This is a genomic window from Micromonospora sp. NPDC007220, from assembly GCF_040634035.1.
Taxonomy (GTDB): Bacteria; Actinomycetota; Actinomycetes; order Mycobacteriales; family Micromonosporaceae; genus Micromonospora; species Micromonospora reichwaldensis.
On sequence record NZ_JBEYEU010000012.1, the window covers coordinates 83,902 to 102,610 of the forward strand.

Consider the following 18,709-nt stretch of genomic DNA (forward strand, 5'->3'; position numbering starts at 1 on the left):
ATCCGGCCACCGAGGCAGACCCGTGGGCAGCCCTTCCGGCGCGGGTGGTGCTACAAGGGAGCGATGGAGCTGACCAAGTACGGCCACGCCTGCGTCCGACTGGAGAAGGCGGGGCGTGCGCTCGTCATCGACCCCGGCGCGATGACGCCCGAGCCCGAGGCGTTGGCGGACGTGGAGGCGGTGCTCATCACCCACGAACACTTCGATCACTTCGAGCCCGACCGGCTGCACGCGGCCGTCGCGGTCGATCCCGCTCTGGCCGTCTACACCTGTCCGGGTGTCGCCCGGCACCTGACGGGCCTGGAGGATCGGGTCCACGTGGTCCGCGAGGGCGACGTGCTGCACGTGGCGGGCTTCCGGGTACGGGTGGTCGGGGAGAAACACCACCGCAGCCACCCCGACGTCCCGCCCGTGGACAACGTCGGCTTCCTGATCGACGAGGAGGTCTTCCATCCCGGTGACGCGCTGACCGTCGTGGAGGTGCCCACGCTGCTCGTGCCCGGCCAGGCGCCGTGGATGACCGTCCCCGACCTGATCGAGCACCTACGCCGGACGGCACCCCGGCGCGCCTACGCCATCCACGACGGCCTCCTCAACGACTGGGGCCTGCGGGTGCTCGACGGCGTACTGCGGAGCGAGGCCGACCGCCTGGGCGCCGACATCCGCCGCCTGCGACCCGGGGAGCGTGTCCACCTCGTCGGTTGACCGTACGCTCGTCGGCCGAGCCGGGTCGTCCGTCCTCATGCGGTGGCGAAGCGGACGACCTGGGCGACCTCCCGCATCCGCAGCCCTTCGTAGAGCCGGCGTGGCACCGGGTATCCGCCGTCGCCGCGCGGGCCGACCACCGCCTGGGTGGCGCCGAGGTCTCGTGCCGCCCGCAGGATCTCGGCGCACACGGCGCGCCCCAGTCCACGCCCGGCGTGGTGCGGCCCGGTCCCGACCGGCTCGAACAAGACCGACCCCGACTCCGCGTCGAGCCATCCCAGACCGAAGGCGGCCAGCGATCCGTCAGCTGCCACGGCGACCATGTCCAGCTCCCCGCGGTAGACCGGAGTGGCCGTCACCGCCAGGTGTCTGTCGATCGAGTAGCTCGAGCTGCCCTCATCGCCGGTCACCGGAAGGCCGAGCATGCGCCTGATGCGTGCCGGGTCCCAGCAGCGACGGTGCACCTCGACCCGAGCCGCCAGCTCGTCGGGACGGACGGCGCGAATCGAGTAGCCGTCGGGGACGGTGTGCGCCTCGAGGTCGGACAGGTCCGCGAGACTGCGCCACAGCTGCGCGAACCACGGCCCACCGGACTCGACGAAACCCCGCGCCGACAGCGCGTCGATGAGCTCGGTCTGCTGTAGGGGCACCTCCAGGCTGACGCGGGGAGCGACCTGTCGTAGCTCGTCGAGCGCGTTCACCAGTTGGCGGGGGGTCATGGTCCGCGGCGACAGGTGGAGCGACGCGTTCGCCGGCTCCTCGGCCGACGCCGGTAGCCAGATGTCGGCGAAACCCAGCAGGGGGCGGCACCAGGCGAGGGTGCGGTCAGGGGCCGCGCTGCCGTCCCCGTGGGCGTGGGACCAGGCGACGTTGCCGACGTGCAGCCGCTGCTGCGGGGTCCAGGTTCGCCGGACGCAGGCCAGGCGCGCGGCGAGATCGGCAGTGTCCACCGGCAAAGTCCGCCAGAGACGCCCCGTCCGGTCAACACGATTACTGCCGGCCACCCCGTCGCGGTCCGTCCGGGCCGGGCGCCGCGGGCGAGCCTGGAAACCCCTCCTACCGCGCCGCGACGGCTACCGGTGCGCTGAGGCGGCCCTCGTTGCCGCTGCGGTCCAGGCCGGAGACGCAGTAGGACAGTGGACGGTCGGCCGGGGCGGTGCGGTCGACCCAGCCGGTGCCCCGGGCGGTGCCGACGAGCCGGGCCGTGTCGCCGTCGACGCGGTAGACGGCGAAGCTCGCGGCGCCGTCCCCACGCCAGGTCAGCGTCACCCCGCCGACACCGGCACGCCGCGCGCCGGTGACCGTGGGGGCGGCCGGCGGCGTCGCCGGCAGCTGTGCCATCGCGGGCACCAGCGCCGGCCCGGCGTAGTGGGCCGCGCGGTACCGGCTGACCGCTCCGAGCTTGTCGGCGCGCACCTGCCTGGCGCTGAAGTGCACGCTTCCGCTCGCGCCGTGCCGGCGGTTGAGGGCGAGCTGGCGGTCCAGTTCGGCCGGGTCGCGCCAGGCGCCGCGCTCGCCCACCCGGTAGTCGGCCTGGCCGATGTAGAGCTGCACCCGGGTGCCCCGCACCGTGGCCGCCCACCACGGCAGCAGCTTGGCGTAGTCGGCCTTGTCGAAACCGATGTGCCAGTACAGCTGCGGCACGACGTAGTCCAGCCACTGCCGCCGTACCCAGAGTCGGGTGTCGGCGTAGATGTCGTCGTAGCTCTGCAACCCCGCGGTCGCCGAGCCGGCCGGGTCGGTGCGCTCGTTGCGCCAGATGCCGAACGGGCTGATACCGAACTTGACCCAGGGCTTGATCGCCTTGATCCGCTCGCTCATCTCGCGGACCAGCGTGTTCACGTTGTCCCGGCGCCAGGCGTGCTTGTCGGCGAACCCCCGGCCGTAACGGGCGAACGTCGCGTCGTCCGGGAAGTCCTGCCCGGCCTCCGGGTACGGGTAGAAGAAGTCGTCGAAGTGCACCCCGTCGACGTCGTACCGCTGGACCGCCTCCAGCATCGAGTCCTCGACGAACGTGCGCGCCTCGGGGATGCCGGGGTTGAAGTAGAGGCGGCTGCCGGGCCGGTCGGCGCTGGGGTAGGTCACCACCCAGTCGCGGTGCCGCCGCAGCGGGTGCGTCGGCGCGAGCCGGTCCAGCCTCGGGCCGGGCCCGCCCACCGTGGCCGGCTGCCCGCCCCGGTACGGGTTGAACCAGGCGTGGAACTCCAGGTTGCGGGCGTGCGCCTCGGCGACCATGAACTCCATCGGGTCCCAGCCCGGGTCGCGGCCGTCGCGGCGCCCGGTCAGCCACTCCGACCACGGCGCGTACGCCGACGGCCAGAGTGCGTCCCCGCTCGGCCGCACGTGCACGAAGACCGCGTTGTGGTGGTGCCGCACCGCCAGGTCCAGCCAGCCCCGGAACTCGGCCCGCGCCGCCTCGGGCGACAGCCCCCGCCGGCTCGGCCAGTCGATGTTGTTGACCGTCGTGATCCACATGCCCCGCAGCTCGCGGGGCGCCTCGGCCGGTCGACCGGCGCAGGCGGGGGTGCGATCCGCCGGGGCGGCCCCGAAGGCGGTCACGGCGCCCCGCTCCGACAGGCCGGGTCCACCGGCGACCCGTTCTCGCAGCGACCAGGCGCCGAGGGCGACCGCCACGGCGAGCGCGGCGACCACCGCGACGAATGCCTGGGTACGACGGCGGCGGGCGGGCGAGTCGGCGGCGCGCATCGCTTCAGTCTGCACAGTCGAACCTCCGGGCGCACCAGGCCGACCGCTACTTAACGGTCGGATAAGGCTGGCCGCCGACCCGGAGGACTGCGACGCGTCCGGCAGCGGGAGCGCTCCCCGGAGAGCGGCCACCAGAGCGGATCTGCCGTGACCGACCCGGTGATCTTCAGGCGTCACGGGACGCGGGACACCTGTGGCTACTGTCGGTCGGTTTCGTCAGCGGTGCTGCGGTCGGTGTTCCGGGAGACGAACGGGGTGCGCATGCGGGTCATCGCGTCCGCGCTCACGTCCACCGCCTGCCCGTGTTCGCGGTCGGTGTCCCGGTCGCTCCCTGAAGCGAAGGGATTCAGGACGGGCGGCGTCATATCTGCCAAAACGGACTCCAAGATGTCACAGGGCAGCGCACAACAGATCAGCTGGCAGCTGCAAGCCGGGAAGAAGGCGGGTGGTTGGGGCGCGTCATCGGCCGCCACATACCCGCCTTCGACAGCCTACCGCTTTCACGCCCTTTGCAGACGGTGAGGTGCGACCGGGGCAATCGCCCATCGCGCCGAACCGGGACCGGCGGTCATGACCTGCGCCGAGCCGACCGCAGAGATCGAGCTGACCGCAGCGATGGGGACGCGGCAGGTTCGCGGAGACCGTCTACGCTGAGCCGGCGCAGGTGTTGCCGTGTCTGGGCGTCGGGGTCAGCCGGCGTCCACCGCCGACCGCCCCGGAGCCGAGGTACTTGGCGCCCGCGTAGAAGTCGACCGTGCCGGACGGTGCGCGGTTGCTGATGGTCACCGGGTCCACCTCGGCGGTCGCGGTGACGTGGGTGCGGTGCGGGTTGCCAGCCGAGGTGGTGTCGACCTCCAGGCTGGTGGTGGTACGGAACGCCACGGCGCGGAGATAGTCGTCGAGCATCTGCCGCCAGACATCCCAGACATGGACACCGTTGATGTTGTGCTCGGTGACGTCGACGCCGGCCGGACGCCAGTTCTCGGTTCGAGCGAGCGAGTTCGGGGCGATGCCGATCAGCCAGTCCTGGAGTCCGGTGCCGACGTGGATGCCACCGGTCACGGTCTTCATCCGGTTGATCTGCTCCTGCGTCGGCGTCACCGCACCGCCGGCCGCGCCCCAGACGACGTGGTAGCCGACCAGGTCGGTGTTGTCGTAGAGGAGCGTGATAGCGCAGGCGCCCTCGGCGGACAGCCCTCCGCGCGTGCCTCAACGAGATGTTCACCGCGCTGACCGGCGTGATCGCCGAGGTGCTCGCCGGACGGACCGAGCATGGCCTGATGCCGAAATGTTCCCAGCCGGTGGCGACCTGCACGACCGGGTCGCGAACTGCGTTGCGGCCAGCGACGCCCGAGGCGCCGAGGCCGCGATGCGTGAGCTACTCGGTGATGCCCGACATGCGTCCGGGAGCGGATCGAACAGGTGACACCGACGGTGTGGGACGAGCCCACGGCGCACCAGCGCCGTTGCACCACCACTTGGCTCTGCCCGCATAATGCCATGATGACTGGCGAACGCGTCATGTTGGACGGCTCGCGGCCTATCCGGGAACGCGTCCAGCACCTCCACGACGCCTGGGCCCGGGACGGACGAGGTCGCGCCTTCCTGGTCACCGGCACGGCGTTCTTCGCGGTCTACTGCTGGAGCTTGAACTACAAGATCGGCGACTCGACGGCTCCGGCCCACGATGCCGAACTGGCCGAGTTCGTCGCCGCCTCGTACGAACTCAATGGCGGGTCCGTCGGCTGGAACGCCATGCTCAACAGCCGCGAGATCTGTTCCACCTGCCATGACCGGTACCGACTGGAGAACCTCGGGATCTGCACCGGCTGCATGCGATACACCTGCTACGGCTGCGGCGAGCATGAATGCTGCGCCGGCGAGTTGCTTTGATCGCGAGGCTGCCGGTCGAGCGACGCACTCTCACCGGCTGTTCGTCAACTGGCGCTACGACCGCAGGCCGGCCAGATGAGGGCAACGAGACAGCCCTGCCGACACCACGTTGGCTGGCAGCAACACCGCCGCCGATCCACTCCCCCACCTTCGCCCAGGAGCCGTTGCGACCCTCGCCCGATCCCGAGACCGGGCGCAGCCGGTGGTCAACGCCGGCCTGTTGCGATGGCGGGCCGTCGGTGTTGTGCTCGGCGCAACCCGAGCTTGGCACGAACTTCAGTACCAGTAGTAGCTCCAGTTTCCCTGGCAGTCGGACTCGAATGATTCCCGGCTCTCGAGAGCAATATCTACCGGGATGATGCTGGTCGACCCGAACTCGTCCTCTTCGGCGATGAGAGCGCGAAGTTGTCGTTCCCACTCATGCCATCGCGGTGTCTGCTGCAGTTGCGCGATCTGAGCCGCCGTGTGGACGAACACGGAGACGCGGTGAAGATCCGCGTTCACCGCGACGGTCCAGACGCTGTCTCCCCAGTCGTCGCGGGACTGGTCCCACCGCTCCTGCGGTATCGCTGCCATGACGCGTGCCGTGGCCTCCTCATCGAAGTACCCCAGCCCGCCCATGACCGGACCAGTGACGAACTCGACGCCGGCAAGTGCTGCGATGCGCCGGGCCCGCGAACTTGGAAGTTTCCCGATCCGCAACGCCCGTGCCGTGAACTGCCGCCACCGCCACGGACCGAAGTCGGCGACGATCTGATCGAGGACCGCGTCCGCCGGCAGGCGGCGATCATGGTCGGGTGCCGCGCCGCGTACCCAGGCGGTGATGGTCGGAACCTCCACGCCCGGGACTCCGTGGCCGGCCACAAAGTTCATGGACCCGCAGGTAAGGGCAATGAGGGGCTGACCGAGCCGAGCCTCAAGCGCCTCAAGTGCCGGGCGAAGTTCCGCGTCAACGGTCGCCCGCCCTCGAAGGACATCGGCGACTTCCTCGAACTCGTCGTCTTCCTCCGCGCTCACACCAGCATCCTGCCGCACCGGCAGAGCGGGCCCAGCGCAAGCTCCGGCGCCCCCGCCAGGCCCACGACAGAAGGCGGTGACGGGATCGGGTGCCGACGAGAGCGAGTGCACCGCAAGACCCTTTGAAGACACCGCCTAAGCCCCAACCCGATCCGTTCCAGGCTGCTTCGCCCGGTGCATACACTCGGCGGATGAGCTCACCTGGATACCCCGCCCCGGCCCGACCGCCGGTGGTCCGCCCGCTCTGGTCGCTTGCCGGTCCGGCGTTTGGTGCAATGGTCGCCGCCGGACTGCTCACCGCGCCGATCGGCCCGCTGGGTGGCGCGATCGGGCGTGATCTTGGGCTTTCCACCGCAGCCATGGCAGCGACTGTGGTTGCACCGGGCGTGGTGGCGACGGCGGCCTTGGTCGTGCCCGGATATCTGCTCGGGCGGCGGTGGCCCACTGCAGCCGGGGTGCCGGCGCTTGTGCTCCTGGTCGTTGGGTGCATGGTGAGTGCGCTCGCGTCGGGGGCGGCGCTGATGACGGTTGGGCGGGTGATTGTCGGGCTGGGTGCCGGAACCGTAGTTGGTGTCGCCCTCGCCCTGTCCGGTCAGCTGGGCCGTTGGCGTTCCCGGGCGCGACTGGTGCTCGGCGTCGCGCTCGGTGCTGCACTCCTGTTCGGACCTGTCGCGAGCGGCGTGGTGGCGCAAGCGCTGAGTTGGCGGCCGGTGTTCCTGTTCGACGTGCTGGTGGTCGTGCTCGCGTTGGCCGGCACCATAGCGGGCGGCATCGCAATGCGGGTCGTGCGTCTGTCCCGGCCGAGCCCGCCGGCCGCGCCTGCCCGGGCGACGCGGCTTCCCGACGAGACCCGGTTCGGCGGCCAGCACGCTGACAATCCGTCAACTTGACCTGAACAACTTAGAGGCGTCTGAATTGCGAATTTCGTGAGTGATGCTGCCTTCAATCGTCTCGCCCGGCTGGGATGGTTTCGTCGGTGACGCGTTTGGTGAAGTTGTCGATCATGGCGATGCGGCTCATGCTGGCGGAGTTGTCGGGTAGGGCTTCGTAGTCGCGGGCCAGGCGTCGGTGGTGCATGATCCAGCCGATGTGCATTCGACGACCCCGGCTCATTTGGGCGTCGGATGCGCTGCGGGGCCACCCACGACCTCAGCGCCGCCCGCGTTCACTGCATCATCGACGCGCTGAGCAGCGCCGACGTGATGACCTTCGTCGACAAGGGCTACCAGGGAGCCGGCGGGAGCCCGCAGGTCCACCTGACGGTCGCCCCGATGTACCCGCGCAAGATGCAGCAGCTCGCCGTTCACTTCGCTGGTCCGTCTGCCGGAGCTGAGGCATGCCTGATGGCTGGGGTTCGACACTATTGCTCACCGCATCGAGCACACCCACACCTGCGGTTCTCAGGTTGGCCGCGGGGCGCAGTTCGATCGACCTGCACCCCGCCACCCCGGCCAGGCGGTGCCGCGCAGCCACGCATGGAACCCGTCGGCATTGCCGGCCGGCGGCCGGCTCAGAGCCCCGTCAGCGGAGAAAGAGGGTTCCTTGCCATCCTGGGCCGTGTGCTGCCGTCGTCGGGAACATCAATCCGCTAGCGAAGCGGCCTGCATTGATGTTCGTGATGAGCCTGCCCTCACCGTTGATCGAGACCAGGTCGGCGCGACCGTCCCCGCTCAGGTCGGTCGGGTTGGGCAGCATGTTGGCGTTCCAACCCTGACCCACAGAAACTCGGGGTCCCAGGCTGGCACGTCCGTTCGTCATGCCCTGATTGCGGAAGGCGGCAAGCGTCCCGTCCACCAGTACACCGAGCACATCCGCAGGTCCGTCGCCGTCGAGGTCGACGACGTGCACGGCCAGGTAACCGGCCCAGCCCTCACCGATCCGTTGACCGGTGGCGAACATTCCGCCGGTGAAGCTACCGGTGTTCAGGTGGTGCCACAGCGATCCATCGGACTTGATGGACACCAGGTCGGCTCTTCCATCACCCGTGAGATCACCGACGATGGGACGCTCGGCGGTGCTCCACCCCTGGCCGACCTGGACGGCCAGACCCCAGGTGACAGCACCGTTGTTCATGCCGGTGTTACGGAACGCCTTGAGCGTGCCGTCCGGGAACACTCCCAGCAGGTCAGCGCGCCCGTCGTCATCGAGGTCAGTCAGGTGCACCGCCAGCATCCCCTGCCAGCCGCTGCCGACCTGGACACCTGCCGCGAACATGCCACCCGTGAAGGACCCGGTGTTTCTGAACTGCACGAGGGCCCCGGTGCTGGTCACTGTCAGCAGGTCCGCGAGCCGGTCACCGTCGAGATCACCGACGATAGGCAGCTGCGTGGCCGACCAACCCTGCCCGACCGTCTGGGTAGCGCCCAGCTCCGGCCAGTTCATTGTGGTACGCAGGTTCTCGTACGCGTTCAGCGTGCCGTTTGCCCTGACTGCCAGCACATCGGAGCGCCCGTCTCCGCTCAGATCCACGCTGTCGACGCCCCGGCGCAGCGCAAAGGTCACCAGCGGGTGGAGCACGCCGTGCGCCACCGACTCGGGATGGGCGGCGATGGCGGGAAGGAGGTTACGAATCTCCTGGCGAAGGTTGTTCGCCACGGTGGTCTGTCCGGCGCGCTCGGCGGTCAGGAGATCCACGGCGCGAGTCGCCACTTCCACGAGGCGCACCGTCTGCTGCAACCATGGTCCCGCCTCGGTCGTCAGGCTGGTGTTCATGGTCTGCAGGGCCGTACTGGCCGTCTTGAGGCCAGAGAGCCTCTGTTTGAGTGCGGCGGCGGCGTTGTCCACCCCGCTTCCGGTACGGAGGGCGTTGCGGAAGTTCCTGATGGCATCGGCCAGCGCCACCGAGTCGGTGTGGTCGATGACGGACGAACGGTTGATCTCGGCGAAGGTTCGCAGCTGGCTGGCCATCGATCCACCCAGGGTGTTGATGGCGCGGGACCAGGAGTCCTCTGGCCGGTAGTGGCCCGGATTCCAGGCGAAGTCGGCGGCAGTGAGCAGGGGCAGCTGGGAGGGGCCCTGCTGGGTCATCTCGTTGAACAGGATTCCCGGAGCAGCGGAAAGCGCAGCCTCGCGCCCGACCAGCGGGCCCATCTGGAGTCGGTCCCAGACCTGGTCGTTGACCGGGAAGTTGTCCCAGATGGCGAGGCGGTGCCTGGGGAACGCCAACTGTGCGTCGTCGAGGTTCTTCCGGGTGATACTCGGCGACAGCACCTCGGGACCGGTCCAGTACACGCCCACGGCGGTGTCGAGCCGAGTGTCGAACTCGGTCCGGTAGCTGCTCACCGCCATCCCGGCGTACTCGCTGCTGACCGTGTACAGCTGGCCCATGTCGGCGTGGGCTCGGACGAACTTCGTCTGGACGAAATTCGTGACGTCGGCCTGCGCCCGGGCCCACGCCGTTTCCCCGGTTCCGTACGTCTGGCCGTCGCTGACGCAGGAGAACGGCCGCGTCGGGAAGACGTCGTCCCAGGCGATGACGAAGTGCCTGACCCCGATCTGGTACATCTGGTCGAGCCGGGAGAGGAGGGTGTTGCGCTCCGTGGCGGAGGAGTGGCAGATGCCGCTAGCCTGGTCCAGCGGCATCTCGGGTGAGATCCGGTAGACGAACGCGACATGCAGGCTGTTGGCCTTGGTGACGACTTCTCGCAGGTCGCCAAGTTCCGCGTTCGTGTACGGGGTGCGCCAGTTGTTGCTTCCGCTACCGCCCGTGCGCGGGTCAGCCGCGGGCCCGTAGAAGAAGCGGTTCATCTTGTTCCGAGCGAGGACCTCCACCTGTTCCAGCCGGTCAGCCTTCGTCCACCGGGCCACCCCTGCGGGTGGGGGGTTGGCCGAGTCCATCCCACCGCGGAATGTGAAGGCTGGCCAGTCCTTGATCGTGACCCGCGCGATCTCCGCGCCAGAAGAGTCCGACGTCAGGAGCTGTTTCAGGGTCTGTGCGGCGTAGAAGGTGCCCACCTTCTGGCCGCCGGAGAGCACGACTCGCTGCCTGCCGGCAGAGTCCGTACCGGTGGCCAGCAGATAGCCCTGATCCGGCAAGGTGCTCGGCGCTGTGACACCGATTGCATTCAGGGCCGCCGCGCTGGCGGGCGTCTCCTGCTCTCCCCCGACGTAGACGGTTGTTCCGGCGCCCGGATCGGTGCCGGTGATGGTGACGCTCGTGTTGTGCGCGGTGAAAGCAGCCACCACGGCGTCAACGGCCGACTGGTCCGCAGCCGTGCCACGAACAACTGTCAAAGCGGCCGGCAGGTCAAGTGCGGTTCCGGTAACGGACAATTCCCGTGGCTTGGGACTGAGAGATGGGGTGGCTGCAGCGCCACTGGCCGTGGGCGGTGAGCCGATCAGCGTGACCGCAACGAGGAGCGAGGCGAACGCGTAGGCGGCCACTGGGTTTGAAAAGCGCCAGCGTCCCTGACGGTAACTGCTTCGCATGGGCGTACTCCTGGGCACTTGAGAATCATGACTGGAGCCGATGGCACCTAGCGACTCAAGGAGATACTGGGCTAGACCAGATGGTCTCGTCAATGGATGCGGTCAGCCAAGCAGTCATGATCTTGAATCAGCCTGGATCCGCGGGGTCCGCTGGGTGGCGGACCCCCGCACGCAGCGGGCGCCCCGGGGCCCTGCGGGTGCCGAAAACCTCGTCCGCGCTGGTCAGACGGCGTCTTGCGTATTCGTGTAGGAGTCCACCGAGTCGAAGCGTGTCCCTGGCGGCGGGGCCCAAGCCGGTCGCGGCGACCAGGTACAACACCGCCACGGTCCAGAGCAGGAAGGCGGCGCCGGTCGTCCATACCGCCGCGAGAAGCGCGCCGACCGTCGTCCCAACGATCTGTCCACGGCGATCATGATGTCTCATCGATGCACGAAGCCACCGGGCCGAGAGGCAGCGGCACGCTCATCGCCCCCACACCGCACGTGCTGTTCGCGGGGACGTGCCGTCCACCACCGCCCGGGCCCAGTGGACCTCGGGTCGCCGGGGCGGGTCGTACGCGATGATGTCGCCGCCGCCCTGGCCGACGCGGTCCGCTTCCTCGCAAGCGACGCCGGCAGATGCATCACGGGCCAAACCATCGACGCCACCGGCGGAACCCATCTGTGAGCCTCGGCGAAGCGGCTGACGATCTCCGCGAGCCGACGGCACGCGAAGGTGGGTCGGCACTGGGCCGACCGCCGACATCGCGGTCCTCCCCCGACCGGGCTACCGGGCGTCAGGTGTTGACCGGACGCGGGCGACCAGGCGCACGTGGGTGACCAGCCAGTCCAACGGCTCGCCGGCCGGGGTGCTGAGGGCGGCCACCGGGGCGAGACGGTTGGTGACGATCCAGTCGTTGCGGGACGTTCCGCTCGCGGGGGGCGATCTCGAAGCCGACGTCGGTGGGCAACGACTTCCAGCCGGCGTACTCCATGCCGCAAGATCGCGACCTGAATCACCGACTTCTACAACCGGCGCCGCCGGCACTCCGTCTGCGACCGGCGATCACCCATCGACTGAGAACGGTCAGAGACCCGCGCACCGGAGGCCTGGGCCGCATAACAACGCACTCCACGATTCCAGGGGATTGACACCCGTGGGCGAGGCCAGGGAAAGTATTTGCTTAGGCACTGATCACCGCTGTGAGCCCATGCAGTTAGCGAAGCTTGAGTAGGAGGTGCACACAGCTGCCAATTGCGGAATCGCGAACCGATCAGGTGTCGGTAGTTTGCGACTGTTCATGAACAGGACAGGCAATGCGCGCTCCTGGTCGACCCCGGCAAGGGTCCAGGAGGGCGCAGTTCCTGTTACGCCAACACCTAGAGGATGACAAGGAGCAGGTGGTCAGAGTTGTGCGCAGAACAACGAGCAATTCGGAACTGATTTTTGGCTCTAACAGCATCACGTCTCGCCAGGTTATCGAAATGCTCTCGTCGCCGGACATGGCAAGCAGGTGTCGCAAGCTTGGAATCTTCCGATCATATCCGGTCATTGGCGATGAATACTGCGTCATGGCAAGGGAGTTTGTCGCCGCGCATGGCGAGTTGATGACGCGACTCCTCTCTGGCGAAGCCGTCGAGGAGGAGGTGATCCACGTACTCATTCGAAACTATCTCAACTATCCGTCACAAGTGTCGGCCAAGACCTTTTTTGAGATAACGGCCGCCCGCGACCGCGCCCTCAACGCCACTATGATGCGACACCTCTCAGCTCTGCCCCCTCGAGATTCGATCAATATTCTCGGCTATGGAGCTGACTCGTGTGCGGATGAACGCCGGATCGCCGAGAGACTCATCAGGCGGGGGATCTGCAAAGAGGCCACCATTTTTCGCTACAATCCTTTCAGCAGCCTCCAGCATCCCGACATCAATGATCTGCAATCAACCGAGTTGGAAGGGATGGGCGGCACGAAATTCGATGTAATTCTAGCCTTCTGGACACTGCACCACGTCTTTCCTGAATATCGGTGGTCCGAGATAGGCGCTTTCCTGAGACGTGTCGCCCCCGAAGGAACTGTGGTGATACTGGAGGAAGGGGATCTTCAGTCGCCCCCCTCCGCGTCGCCAGCCGAGCGCGCATATCACTTCATGGTCCTTTGCCAAGACATCATCGTCAATCGCGCCCTTCGGCCAGAATGGCTCGGCACTCCAGAGAACTTCTATGCGAAATATTTGAGCAGCCAAGACATGCAGTTGATGGAGGCCTATTTTGCTCGCCCCTTCCAGCGCCATGACCCTTCCATCAACCGTGGAGGCGTCATTGACGAGACGATACTATTCTACGACTGCCCGTAGCCGCGATGGACGTCGATGCCAAGGGCGATAGTACTGTTCTGATGACGCACCTCGGTAGAACGGCTGCCGAGCAGGCGCAGCTTGGCGCTGCGCCACTTCCACCCGTAGGATCTGCGCCCTGCTCGGCGTGCCAATCGCTAACCTGGACCTGTTCGCAGCCACCACTCAGACGCTGGATTCACCACGGCCGAAAATGAGGACATGATGGTGTCCGCTCTGCTGTCGTGCCTCGACCAGTTCATGTGGTACACCAACGTCACTTGATCTTTCGGCTGGCTTGGTGACTGAGTCTGCGCTGGTAGTGGGACCGTCGGACTCGGGCTTGGGATGTTCGATCGTGGGCCGATACCGGGCCCGGACGCGGGTGGTGGACGGTCGGCACCGGCGGCGGGTGCGGCAGGCCCAGCACGAGGCCGGTCAGATGCAGGCCGCGCTCCGCAGGGCCGGTGCGCTCGTTCCGCTGGCCACCGGCGAGGATCTCCGAAGGTGCGCCTCTGCTCGTCGCTTCGCGCTTGCTAGGTTCCGCACATGATCGACACTGCTGCGGCGGTCGAGTGGGTGATCGCGCACGGCGACGAGCCCGACAGGCACCGACTGGCGACGGTGCTGACAGGGGTGTGGCCGGCGCCGCTGGATGTGGCGGACGCCCTGTTCGCCGACCAGTCTCCCGAGGGTGGTTTCCCGGCGCCCTGGTCACCCGGCGCCCCCTCGGTGGCGGCGACGTGCGAACGGCTTGACCGGATCATCGAGTTGGACCTGCGGTACAGCTCACGGGTGGATCGTTGCGCCGACTGGCTCGCCGCGCTGGTCGCGCCGGACGGCGCGGTGCGCTCCGCCGTGGACACCGGGCACCTGCCGTCGCGGGACCCGCTCTACCTGACCGCCAAGGTCGGCTGGTGCCTGGCGGTCCTGGACCGGCCCGAGGCGGCCGGGCCGGCCGCCCGGGCGGTGCGCGACGCCGTCGAGGCCTCAGGGGTCTGGCCGTCGTGCCTCACCACCACCTGGCTCGCCGCCGCCCTGCTGTTGGCGGCGGGGCTGCGCGAGGAGGCAGACCGAGGGCTGGACATCCTGGCGCGACGGCTGCTCGACGCCCCGCCGGCCGACATCGCCCGCGCCGGATGCGCGCTACGGGCGACGTTGCTGCCTCCGGAGCATCCAGTGTTCCGCGTCGTGGTCCGGCGGCTCACCGCCACCCAGCGCCCGGACGGCTCGTGGCCGGTCGACGGCGCCCTTACCGAGCAGGTCGCAGTCGCCATCACCGCGATAGGCGCCGTCGCCGGCCTGGTCTGAAACGCCTCCACCGCAAGGATGAAAGACCGGGTCAGGAGCAGGGGAGGTCGGCGCAGCCACCCGTGAATCAGCCGCACGGTCGTGGGCGCCCCGAGGTCGCGGCGAGGCGGGGTCCCCGATCACACGGGGACCACGCAAGCACCGCACGGTGGCCGCGGGGTCAGCGCTGGCGGCGGTTCCAGGGGCCGGTGACGGCGTACGTGATGCCCGGGTTGTAGACGTTGAAGAACATGGTCCGGCCGTCGGCGGAGAACGTCGCGCCGGCCAACTCGCCGAACTCCGGGTCACCGGCGGTGCCGACGTCGACCCGGTTACGTGCGAAGACGAACACCTCCCCGGCGGCAGTCGTACCAAGGATGTGCTGGTCCCCGATCCCGTCCTCGCACATCATGAGGCCCCCGTACGGCGACATACAGATGTTGTCCGGGGCGTCGAACTCCGGGTTCTCCGGTGCCGGGGTGGAGCGGGTGAAGATGGTCTCCAGGCGCAACGTGTTGGCTCGCGGGTCGTACCGCCAGACCTGACCGTCGTGGTCGCGGGCCGAGCCCTGCGCGCGCCGGGCGAACGACGAGACGAAGTAGGCGCAGCCGTCGTCCTCCCCCCACCAGGCGCCCTCGATCTTGTACCCACCGGTGATCGGCTTGCCGTAGTCCTGGGCACGGACCGACTCCGTCGTCGCCAGCGGGTCAGGCACGTCAAGCCACTCGACGCCGGAGAAGGACGTGCCCGCCGTCGTCACCACCGACAGGTCCGGCAGATCCGGGACGTGCAGGGCCTGCAGCACGCCGCCTGCCCGCAGGCTCCCGTGACCGCCGAGCGGCCGGTTCGGCAGGAAACGGTAGAAGCTGCCCAGCGGCGCCACGAACGCGTCCTCGGTCTCGTAGACGATGCCGGTCTGCGGGTCGACCGCGACCGCCTCGTGCTGGAACCGACCCATCGCGGTCAGCGGTGTCGGATCGATGTTGCGAGCATCGTCGTACGGGTCAACCTCGAAGATGAACCCGTGGTCCTTCGCGTACCCGCGGGCACCCGCCTTGTCTTCGGTCTCCTCACAGGTCAGCCACGTGCGCCACGGCGTCCGGCCGCCGGAACAGTTGATGGCCGTGCCGCCAAGGCTGACGTGCTCGGAGACGGCACGGTTCGACGCGTCGACGGCGAGGGTGCTGGTCCCGCCCCCGGCGGCCGGGTCGTACGTGCGTTCCGGCGGAGCCACAACCGTGATCCTCGCGGTCGGGGAGCACTCATGGTTACGGACCAGGCGGGTGCCGCGCGCCTTGTCGGCGAAGGAACCCATACCGTCGAACCGGCTCGGCACGATGCCACCGTCGGGCCGGACGGTGCCTTCGCGCGACAGCACAGTGTAGCGAAAGCCCACCGGCAGGTCGAGCATGCCGGCCGGGTCAGGCACGAGCGGACCGTACCCGGCCTCCGGGCCGGACACCCCCAGCGCGGGTGCCGCGGTGAACAGGGCGTCGGCCGAACCGGCCACGGCCACGGCGAGACCGACTCCGGCCGAGCGGGACAGGAACTGGCGGCGAGACAAAGACACGGACAAGCCTCCTAGACGTCACGGACCGTCGCGTCCGGCCGACATCGACCCGAATCGCTCGATCCACTACGTCACATCCCGACCCACCCGTCAAGTAGATGACGGTTAGACAGTGGGACCGGGCAGGATGACATCGGCAGTCACCCGAGGCAGTGGCATCGACAGTGGACTCGATCGAGCGCGGCGTGCTGCTCGCGCCGGAGATGCGCACCCGGATGTTCCGGTCGCAGGCCACTGGCGACGGTGACGCTCGCTCGGCCGTCCCCCGGGCTCCACGCCGCGCCCGGTGAGCACGTACAATTGCGAACCTCCGTCGTCGACTACCGTCGTCAACGATGACGCTTGAGCAACCACCACTTCTGGCCAACAAATGGCCACGCTTGGCGGCGGAGCTTGCGACCGCGCTTCACGAGGCGGACGAGAGCGACCTGGTCGACCAGGTCGACAGTCTCCGAGTGCTCCAGGAGCATGTTCGTCGAGGTCCTCGACCGTCCGCCGGTCAACTGACTGGGAGAACTCGGTCCGGTCCGCCCGCCACAGCAGCACCGCGGCGACGGGTTCCCTCCACTTCGGGCCGTACCCATCCTGCGCCAGCACCGCAGCAATGCGGGTCAACGGCCCGATGCTTCGTTGACGCCGTACCGCACCATGACGTGCAAGTCCTCGGCGAGTAGATCCCTTGCGAGGCCACGATCCACGAATGCTGCCAACGATCGGCCGATCTCGTCTCCCGCCACATCAGATAGGTCCTCATCGTGTGCGGCACGCCGCAACGCGTCCAACGCGCGCGGGTCGTCCCAGTTATATCTACCCGGGAAAAACGGCCTACGGCAGCTTTCCTGCGGCCACCGTCACGGTCCCGGAGCAGCCCGGGCCGCCGGGGCTCCCCGCCGGACACGGCGGCACGGTGGCCCCCGCTCATGTGCCCTCTTCGGAGGACCCCGTGGTCCGCCCCGGTCAGGCAACGTCCCTACGTTGGGGCAGGACGATGGCCAGTAGCGCGGCGGCAAGCGCGTAGGCGATCAGCAGCCCGGCCCCGGCCGGCGGGGAGAGGAGCTGCGGTGCGGCCCCGGCCGCGCCCTGGGCCGCCTGGGTGAGCGCGGTGAAATTGGTCAGCGCGGCGGTGGCGCCGCCAGGCAGGAACGGGTAAGCCGTGTTCACCTCGGGAATGAAGAGCAGCAGGTTTTCCCCCATGTAGAGGTACGCGCCCAGGCCGGCCAACGCGATCACCTGGTTGCGGACCAGTGCGCCGATGCCCACGCCCAGTACCGTGTAGGCGGCCATCGCCACGACCAGGCGCAGCAGCAAACCGACGACGACATCGAGTGTTGCGCCGGCGGGGATGTCCCGGACAGCCATCCCGGCGTAGAGCGCGATGCCGGCCGTGGTCGTGGTGATCAGCCCATAGGCCACTCCGGCGACGAGGTAGACGAGGAGTTTCGCGGCCAGCACGCTCCAGCGTCGAGGTGCGAACAGGAACGCGGTCGATATGGTGCGGTGCCGGTACTCGGAGGTGACCGCCGTTGCGCCGAACAGCGCAGGGACGATCACTCCGAGCCCGGCGAGGCCGAGTACCGCCCGGATGCCGGCCTCAGTGTCCATCCCGGGCAGTGGCGGGTTGACGTTCTCCGGGCCGATTACGGTGAGCAGCCCGACCAGGCCGCCTCCGAAGACGACCGCGGCGACCACCGCCCAAATCCAGAGGCGGGTGGCGACCAGCCGACGGAACTCGGCTCGGACGAGGTGGCTCATCTGGTGGTCCTCTTTTCCCCGGTCAACTGCAGAAATGCCTGTTCCAGGTCGGTGCGGTACGGAGTCAGTCCGTACACCCGCAGGCCCGCGCCCGCCGCGGTGTCAGCCACCCGTTCGGCGTTGAGGCCATGGACTCGGAGGGTGCCCGGACCGGTGTTCTCGATCTGGGGCGGGCGACCGTCGGTCGTCCCGACGTCGCCCAATAGCACGGCGAGGAGGTCAGCGTCCGGAGACTGGACCACGACGGCGGGAACGGTTACCGCAGCGAGTTCGTCGAGGGTGCCTTCGGCCATCAGGCGCCCACTGTCGAGCACAACCACGCGATCCACCATCTGCTCCACCTCGCTGAGCACATGACTGGAGACCAGGACGGTGCGCCCCTCGTTGGCGAACTGGCGCAGGAACCGGCGTAGCCAGGCGATCCCCCCGGGATCGAGCCCGTTGGTCGGCTCGTCCAGGAGTAGCACGGGAGCATCGCCGAGCAGGGCCGTGGCGAGGGCGAGCCGCTGGCGCATACCCGTGGAGAACTCGCCGGTCCTCCGGCCCGCGAATCCGGACATGCCCAGGGCCTCGATGACCTCGTCCGCGCGCCGTACCGGCAGCCCGGCCATGTCGCAGTAGATCCGCAGGTGGTCCCGGGCGCTGATTCCTGGGTGACAGCTCGATGCGTCCAGAGCCGCGCCGACGGTACGAGCCGGCTGCGGCAGATCGACGTAGTGTCGGCCACCGATGAGGGCGTCGCCAGAGGTGGGCCGGATCAATCCCAGGATCATCCGCAGGGTGGTCGACTTCCCGGCGCCGTTCGGTCCGAGGAAACCAGTCACCCGCCCAGGCTCCACGGTGAAGCTCAGGTCGGTGACGGCCGGGACGGCACCGAACCGCTTGGTGAGGTTGCGCACCTGCACCCTTACGCCGTCGGACGTCTTCGTGATGCCGGTGAGCGGCTCGTCGTGGTCATCGGGAATCAGTTTCCGGATCGCGGGCATGAGGCATCGCCATTCGTGGTGGGTCGGCAGGGGCCGGTGTGGCCACCGG

The 18,709-nt window shown here is 68.5% G+C and carries 13 protein-coding genes and 2 pseudogenes; 6 read left to right on the forward strand and 9 right to left on the reverse strand.

All coding sequences use genetic code 11. The features are described from left to right. The first annotated feature begins 63 nt into the window (after positions 1-63). Positions 64-705, forward strand: a complete 642-nt coding sequence (locus ABZ573_RS21135; RefSeq protein WP_358120164.1) for an MBL fold metallo-hydrolase — start codon at positions 64-66, stop codon at positions 703-705. A gap of 35 nt (positions 706-740) precedes the next feature. Here the strand turns inward: ABZ573_RS21135 and ABZ573_RS21140 are convergent, their stop codons facing one another. The 3 genes from ABZ573_RS21140 to ABZ573_RS21150 form a co-directional block, all read right to left on the reverse strand. Then, complete coding sequence (locus ABZ573_RS21140; protein ID WP_358120167.1) at positions 741-1,655, reverse strand: GNAT family N-acetyltransferase; 915 nt, start codon at positions 1,653-1,655, stop codon at positions 741-743. Positions 1,656-1,761: 106 nt separating this feature from the next. Next, a complete protein-coding gene (locus ABZ573_RS21145; RefSeq protein WP_358120309.1) occupies positions 1,762-3,411 on the reverse strand; it encodes a family 10 glycosylhydrolase in 1,650 nt (549 codons plus the stop codon). A gap of 645 nt (positions 3,412-4,056) precedes the next feature. Next, a complete protein-coding gene (locus ABZ573_RS21150) occupies positions 4,057-4,512 on the reverse strand; it encodes a hypothetical protein (RefSeq protein WP_358120170.1) in 456 nt (151 codons plus the stop codon). A 402-nt stretch (positions 4,513-4,914) separates the two neighbouring features. Here ABZ573_RS21150 and ABZ573_RS21155 point away from each other — a divergent pair, with 402 nt between their 5' ends. Next, complete coding sequence (locus ABZ573_RS21155; RefSeq protein ID WP_151452630.1) at positions 4,915-5,304, forward strand: hypothetical protein; 390 nt, start codon at positions 4,915-4,917, stop codon at positions 5,302-5,304. Between the two features lie 276 nt (positions 5,305-5,580). Here ABZ573_RS21155 and ABZ573_RS21160 read toward each other — a convergent pair whose 3' ends face one another. Next, the gene (locus tag ABZ573_RS21160) at positions 5,581-6,321 is read right to left on the reverse strand and encodes a hypothetical protein (RefSeq protein WP_151452631.1); all 741 of its coding nucleotides are present in this window, start codon (positions 6,319-6,321) and stop codon (positions 5,581-5,583) included. Between the two features lie 191 nt (positions 6,322-6,512). Between ABZ573_RS21160 and ABZ573_RS21165 the strand changes: the two genes are divergently transcribed. Beyond that, positions 6,513-7,211 (forward strand): MFS transporter, encoded by a 699-nt coding sequence (locus ABZ573_RS21165; protein WP_151452632.1) that lies wholly within the window; start codon positions 6,513-6,515, stop codon positions 7,209-7,211. 52 nt (positions 7,212-7,263) lie between these two features. On the opposite strand, the pseudogene ABZ573_RS21170 reads toward ABZ573_RS21165, so the two are convergent. Then, a pseudogene (locus tag ABZ573_RS21170) lies at positions 7,264-7,410 on the reverse strand (IS5/IS1182 family transposase); the annotation flags it as partial. Positions 7,411-7,426: 16 nt separating this feature from the next. Here ABZ573_RS21170 and ABZ573_RS21175 point away from each other — a divergent pair. Beyond that, positions 7,427-7,565: pseudogene (locus ABZ573_RS21175) on the forward strand (IS5/IS1182 family transposase); the annotation flags it as partial. Positions 7,566-7,842: 277 nt separating this feature from the next. On the opposite strand, the gene ABZ573_RS21180 reads toward ABZ573_RS21175, so the two are convergent. Further along, positions 7,843-10,749 carry a beta-N-acetylglucosaminidase domain-containing protein gene (locus ABZ573_RS21180; protein WP_358120175.1) on the reverse strand — a complete coding sequence of 969 codons (2,907 nt, stop codon included), beginning with the start codon at positions 10,747-10,749 and terminating at the stop codon, positions 7,843-7,845. A 1,380-nt stretch (positions 10,750-12,129) separates the two neighbouring features. Here ABZ573_RS21180 and ABZ573_RS21185 point away from each other — a divergent pair. Both ABZ573_RS21185 and ABZ573_RS21190 read left to right on the forward strand, forming a co-directional pair. Beyond that, the gene (locus ABZ573_RS21185) at positions 12,130-13,083 is read left to right on the forward strand and encodes a hypothetical protein (RefSeq protein WP_327028521.1); all 954 of its coding nucleotides are present in this window, start codon (positions 12,130-12,132) and stop codon (positions 13,081-13,083) included. A gap of 528 nt (positions 13,084-13,611) precedes the next feature. Then, positions 13,612-14,373, forward strand: a complete 762-nt coding sequence (locus tag ABZ573_RS21190) for a hypothetical protein (RefSeq protein ID WP_358120178.1) — start codon at positions 13,612-13,614, stop codon at positions 14,371-14,373. Positions 14,374-14,533: 160 nt separating this feature from the next. Here the strand turns inward: ABZ573_RS21190 and ABZ573_RS21195 are convergent, their stop codons facing one another. The 3 genes from ABZ573_RS21195 to ABZ573_RS21205 form a co-directional block, all read right to left on the reverse strand. After that, positions 14,534-15,922 (reverse strand): alkaline phosphatase PhoX, encoded by a 1,389-nt coding sequence (locus ABZ573_RS21195; RefSeq protein ID WP_358120181.1) that lies wholly within the window; start codon positions 15,920-15,922, stop codon positions 14,534-14,536. A 957-nt stretch (positions 15,923-16,879) separates the two neighbouring features. After that, positions 16,880-17,674 (reverse strand): ABC transporter permease, encoded by a 795-nt coding sequence (locus ABZ573_RS21200; protein WP_327028522.1) that lies wholly within the window; start codon positions 17,672-17,674, stop codon positions 16,880-16,882. Then, the gene (locus ABZ573_RS21205; RefSeq protein WP_327028523.1) at positions 17,671-18,660 is read right to left on the reverse strand and encodes an ATP-binding cassette domain-containing protein; all 990 of its coding nucleotides are present in this window, start codon (positions 18,658-18,660) and stop codon (positions 17,671-17,673) included. Before ABZ573_RS21205 ends, ABZ573_RS21200 begins: the two co-directional genes overlap by 4 nt. Between the last annotated feature and the right edge of the window lie 49 nt (positions 18,661-18,709).

Coding starts and splice junctions, on each gene's coding strand:
- ABZ573_RS21190 (WP_358120178.1), top strand. CDS start 13,612: ATGATCGACACTGCTGCGGCGGTCGAGTGGGTGATCGCGCACGGCGAC.
- ABZ573_RS21165 (WP_151452632.1), top strand. CDS start 6,513: ATGAGCTCACCTGGATACCCCGCCCCGGCCCGACCGCCGGTGGTCCGC.
- ABZ573_RS21155 (WP_151452630.1), top strand. CDS start 4,915: ATGACTGGCGAACGCGTCATGTTGGACGGCTCGCGGCCTATCCGGGAA.
- ABZ573_RS21135 (WP_358120164.1), top strand. CDS start 64: ATGGAGCTGACCAAGTACGGCCACGCCTGCGTCCGACTGGAGAAGGCG.
- ABZ573_RS21205 (WP_327028523.1), bottom strand. CDS start 18,660: ATGCCCGCGATCCGGAAACTGATTCCCGATGACCACGACGAGCCGCTC.
- ABZ573_RS21180 (WP_358120175.1), bottom strand. CDS start 10,749: ATGCGAAGCAGTTACCGTCAGGGACGCTGGCGCTTTTCAAACCCAGTG.
- ABZ573_RS21200 (WP_327028522.1), bottom strand. CDS start 17,674: ATGAGCCACCTCGTCCGAGCCGAGTTCCGTCGGCTGGTCGCCACCCGC.
- ABZ573_RS21145 (WP_358120309.1), bottom strand. CDS start 3,411: ATGCGCGCCGCCGACTCGCCCGCCCGCCGCCGTCGTACCCAGGCATTC.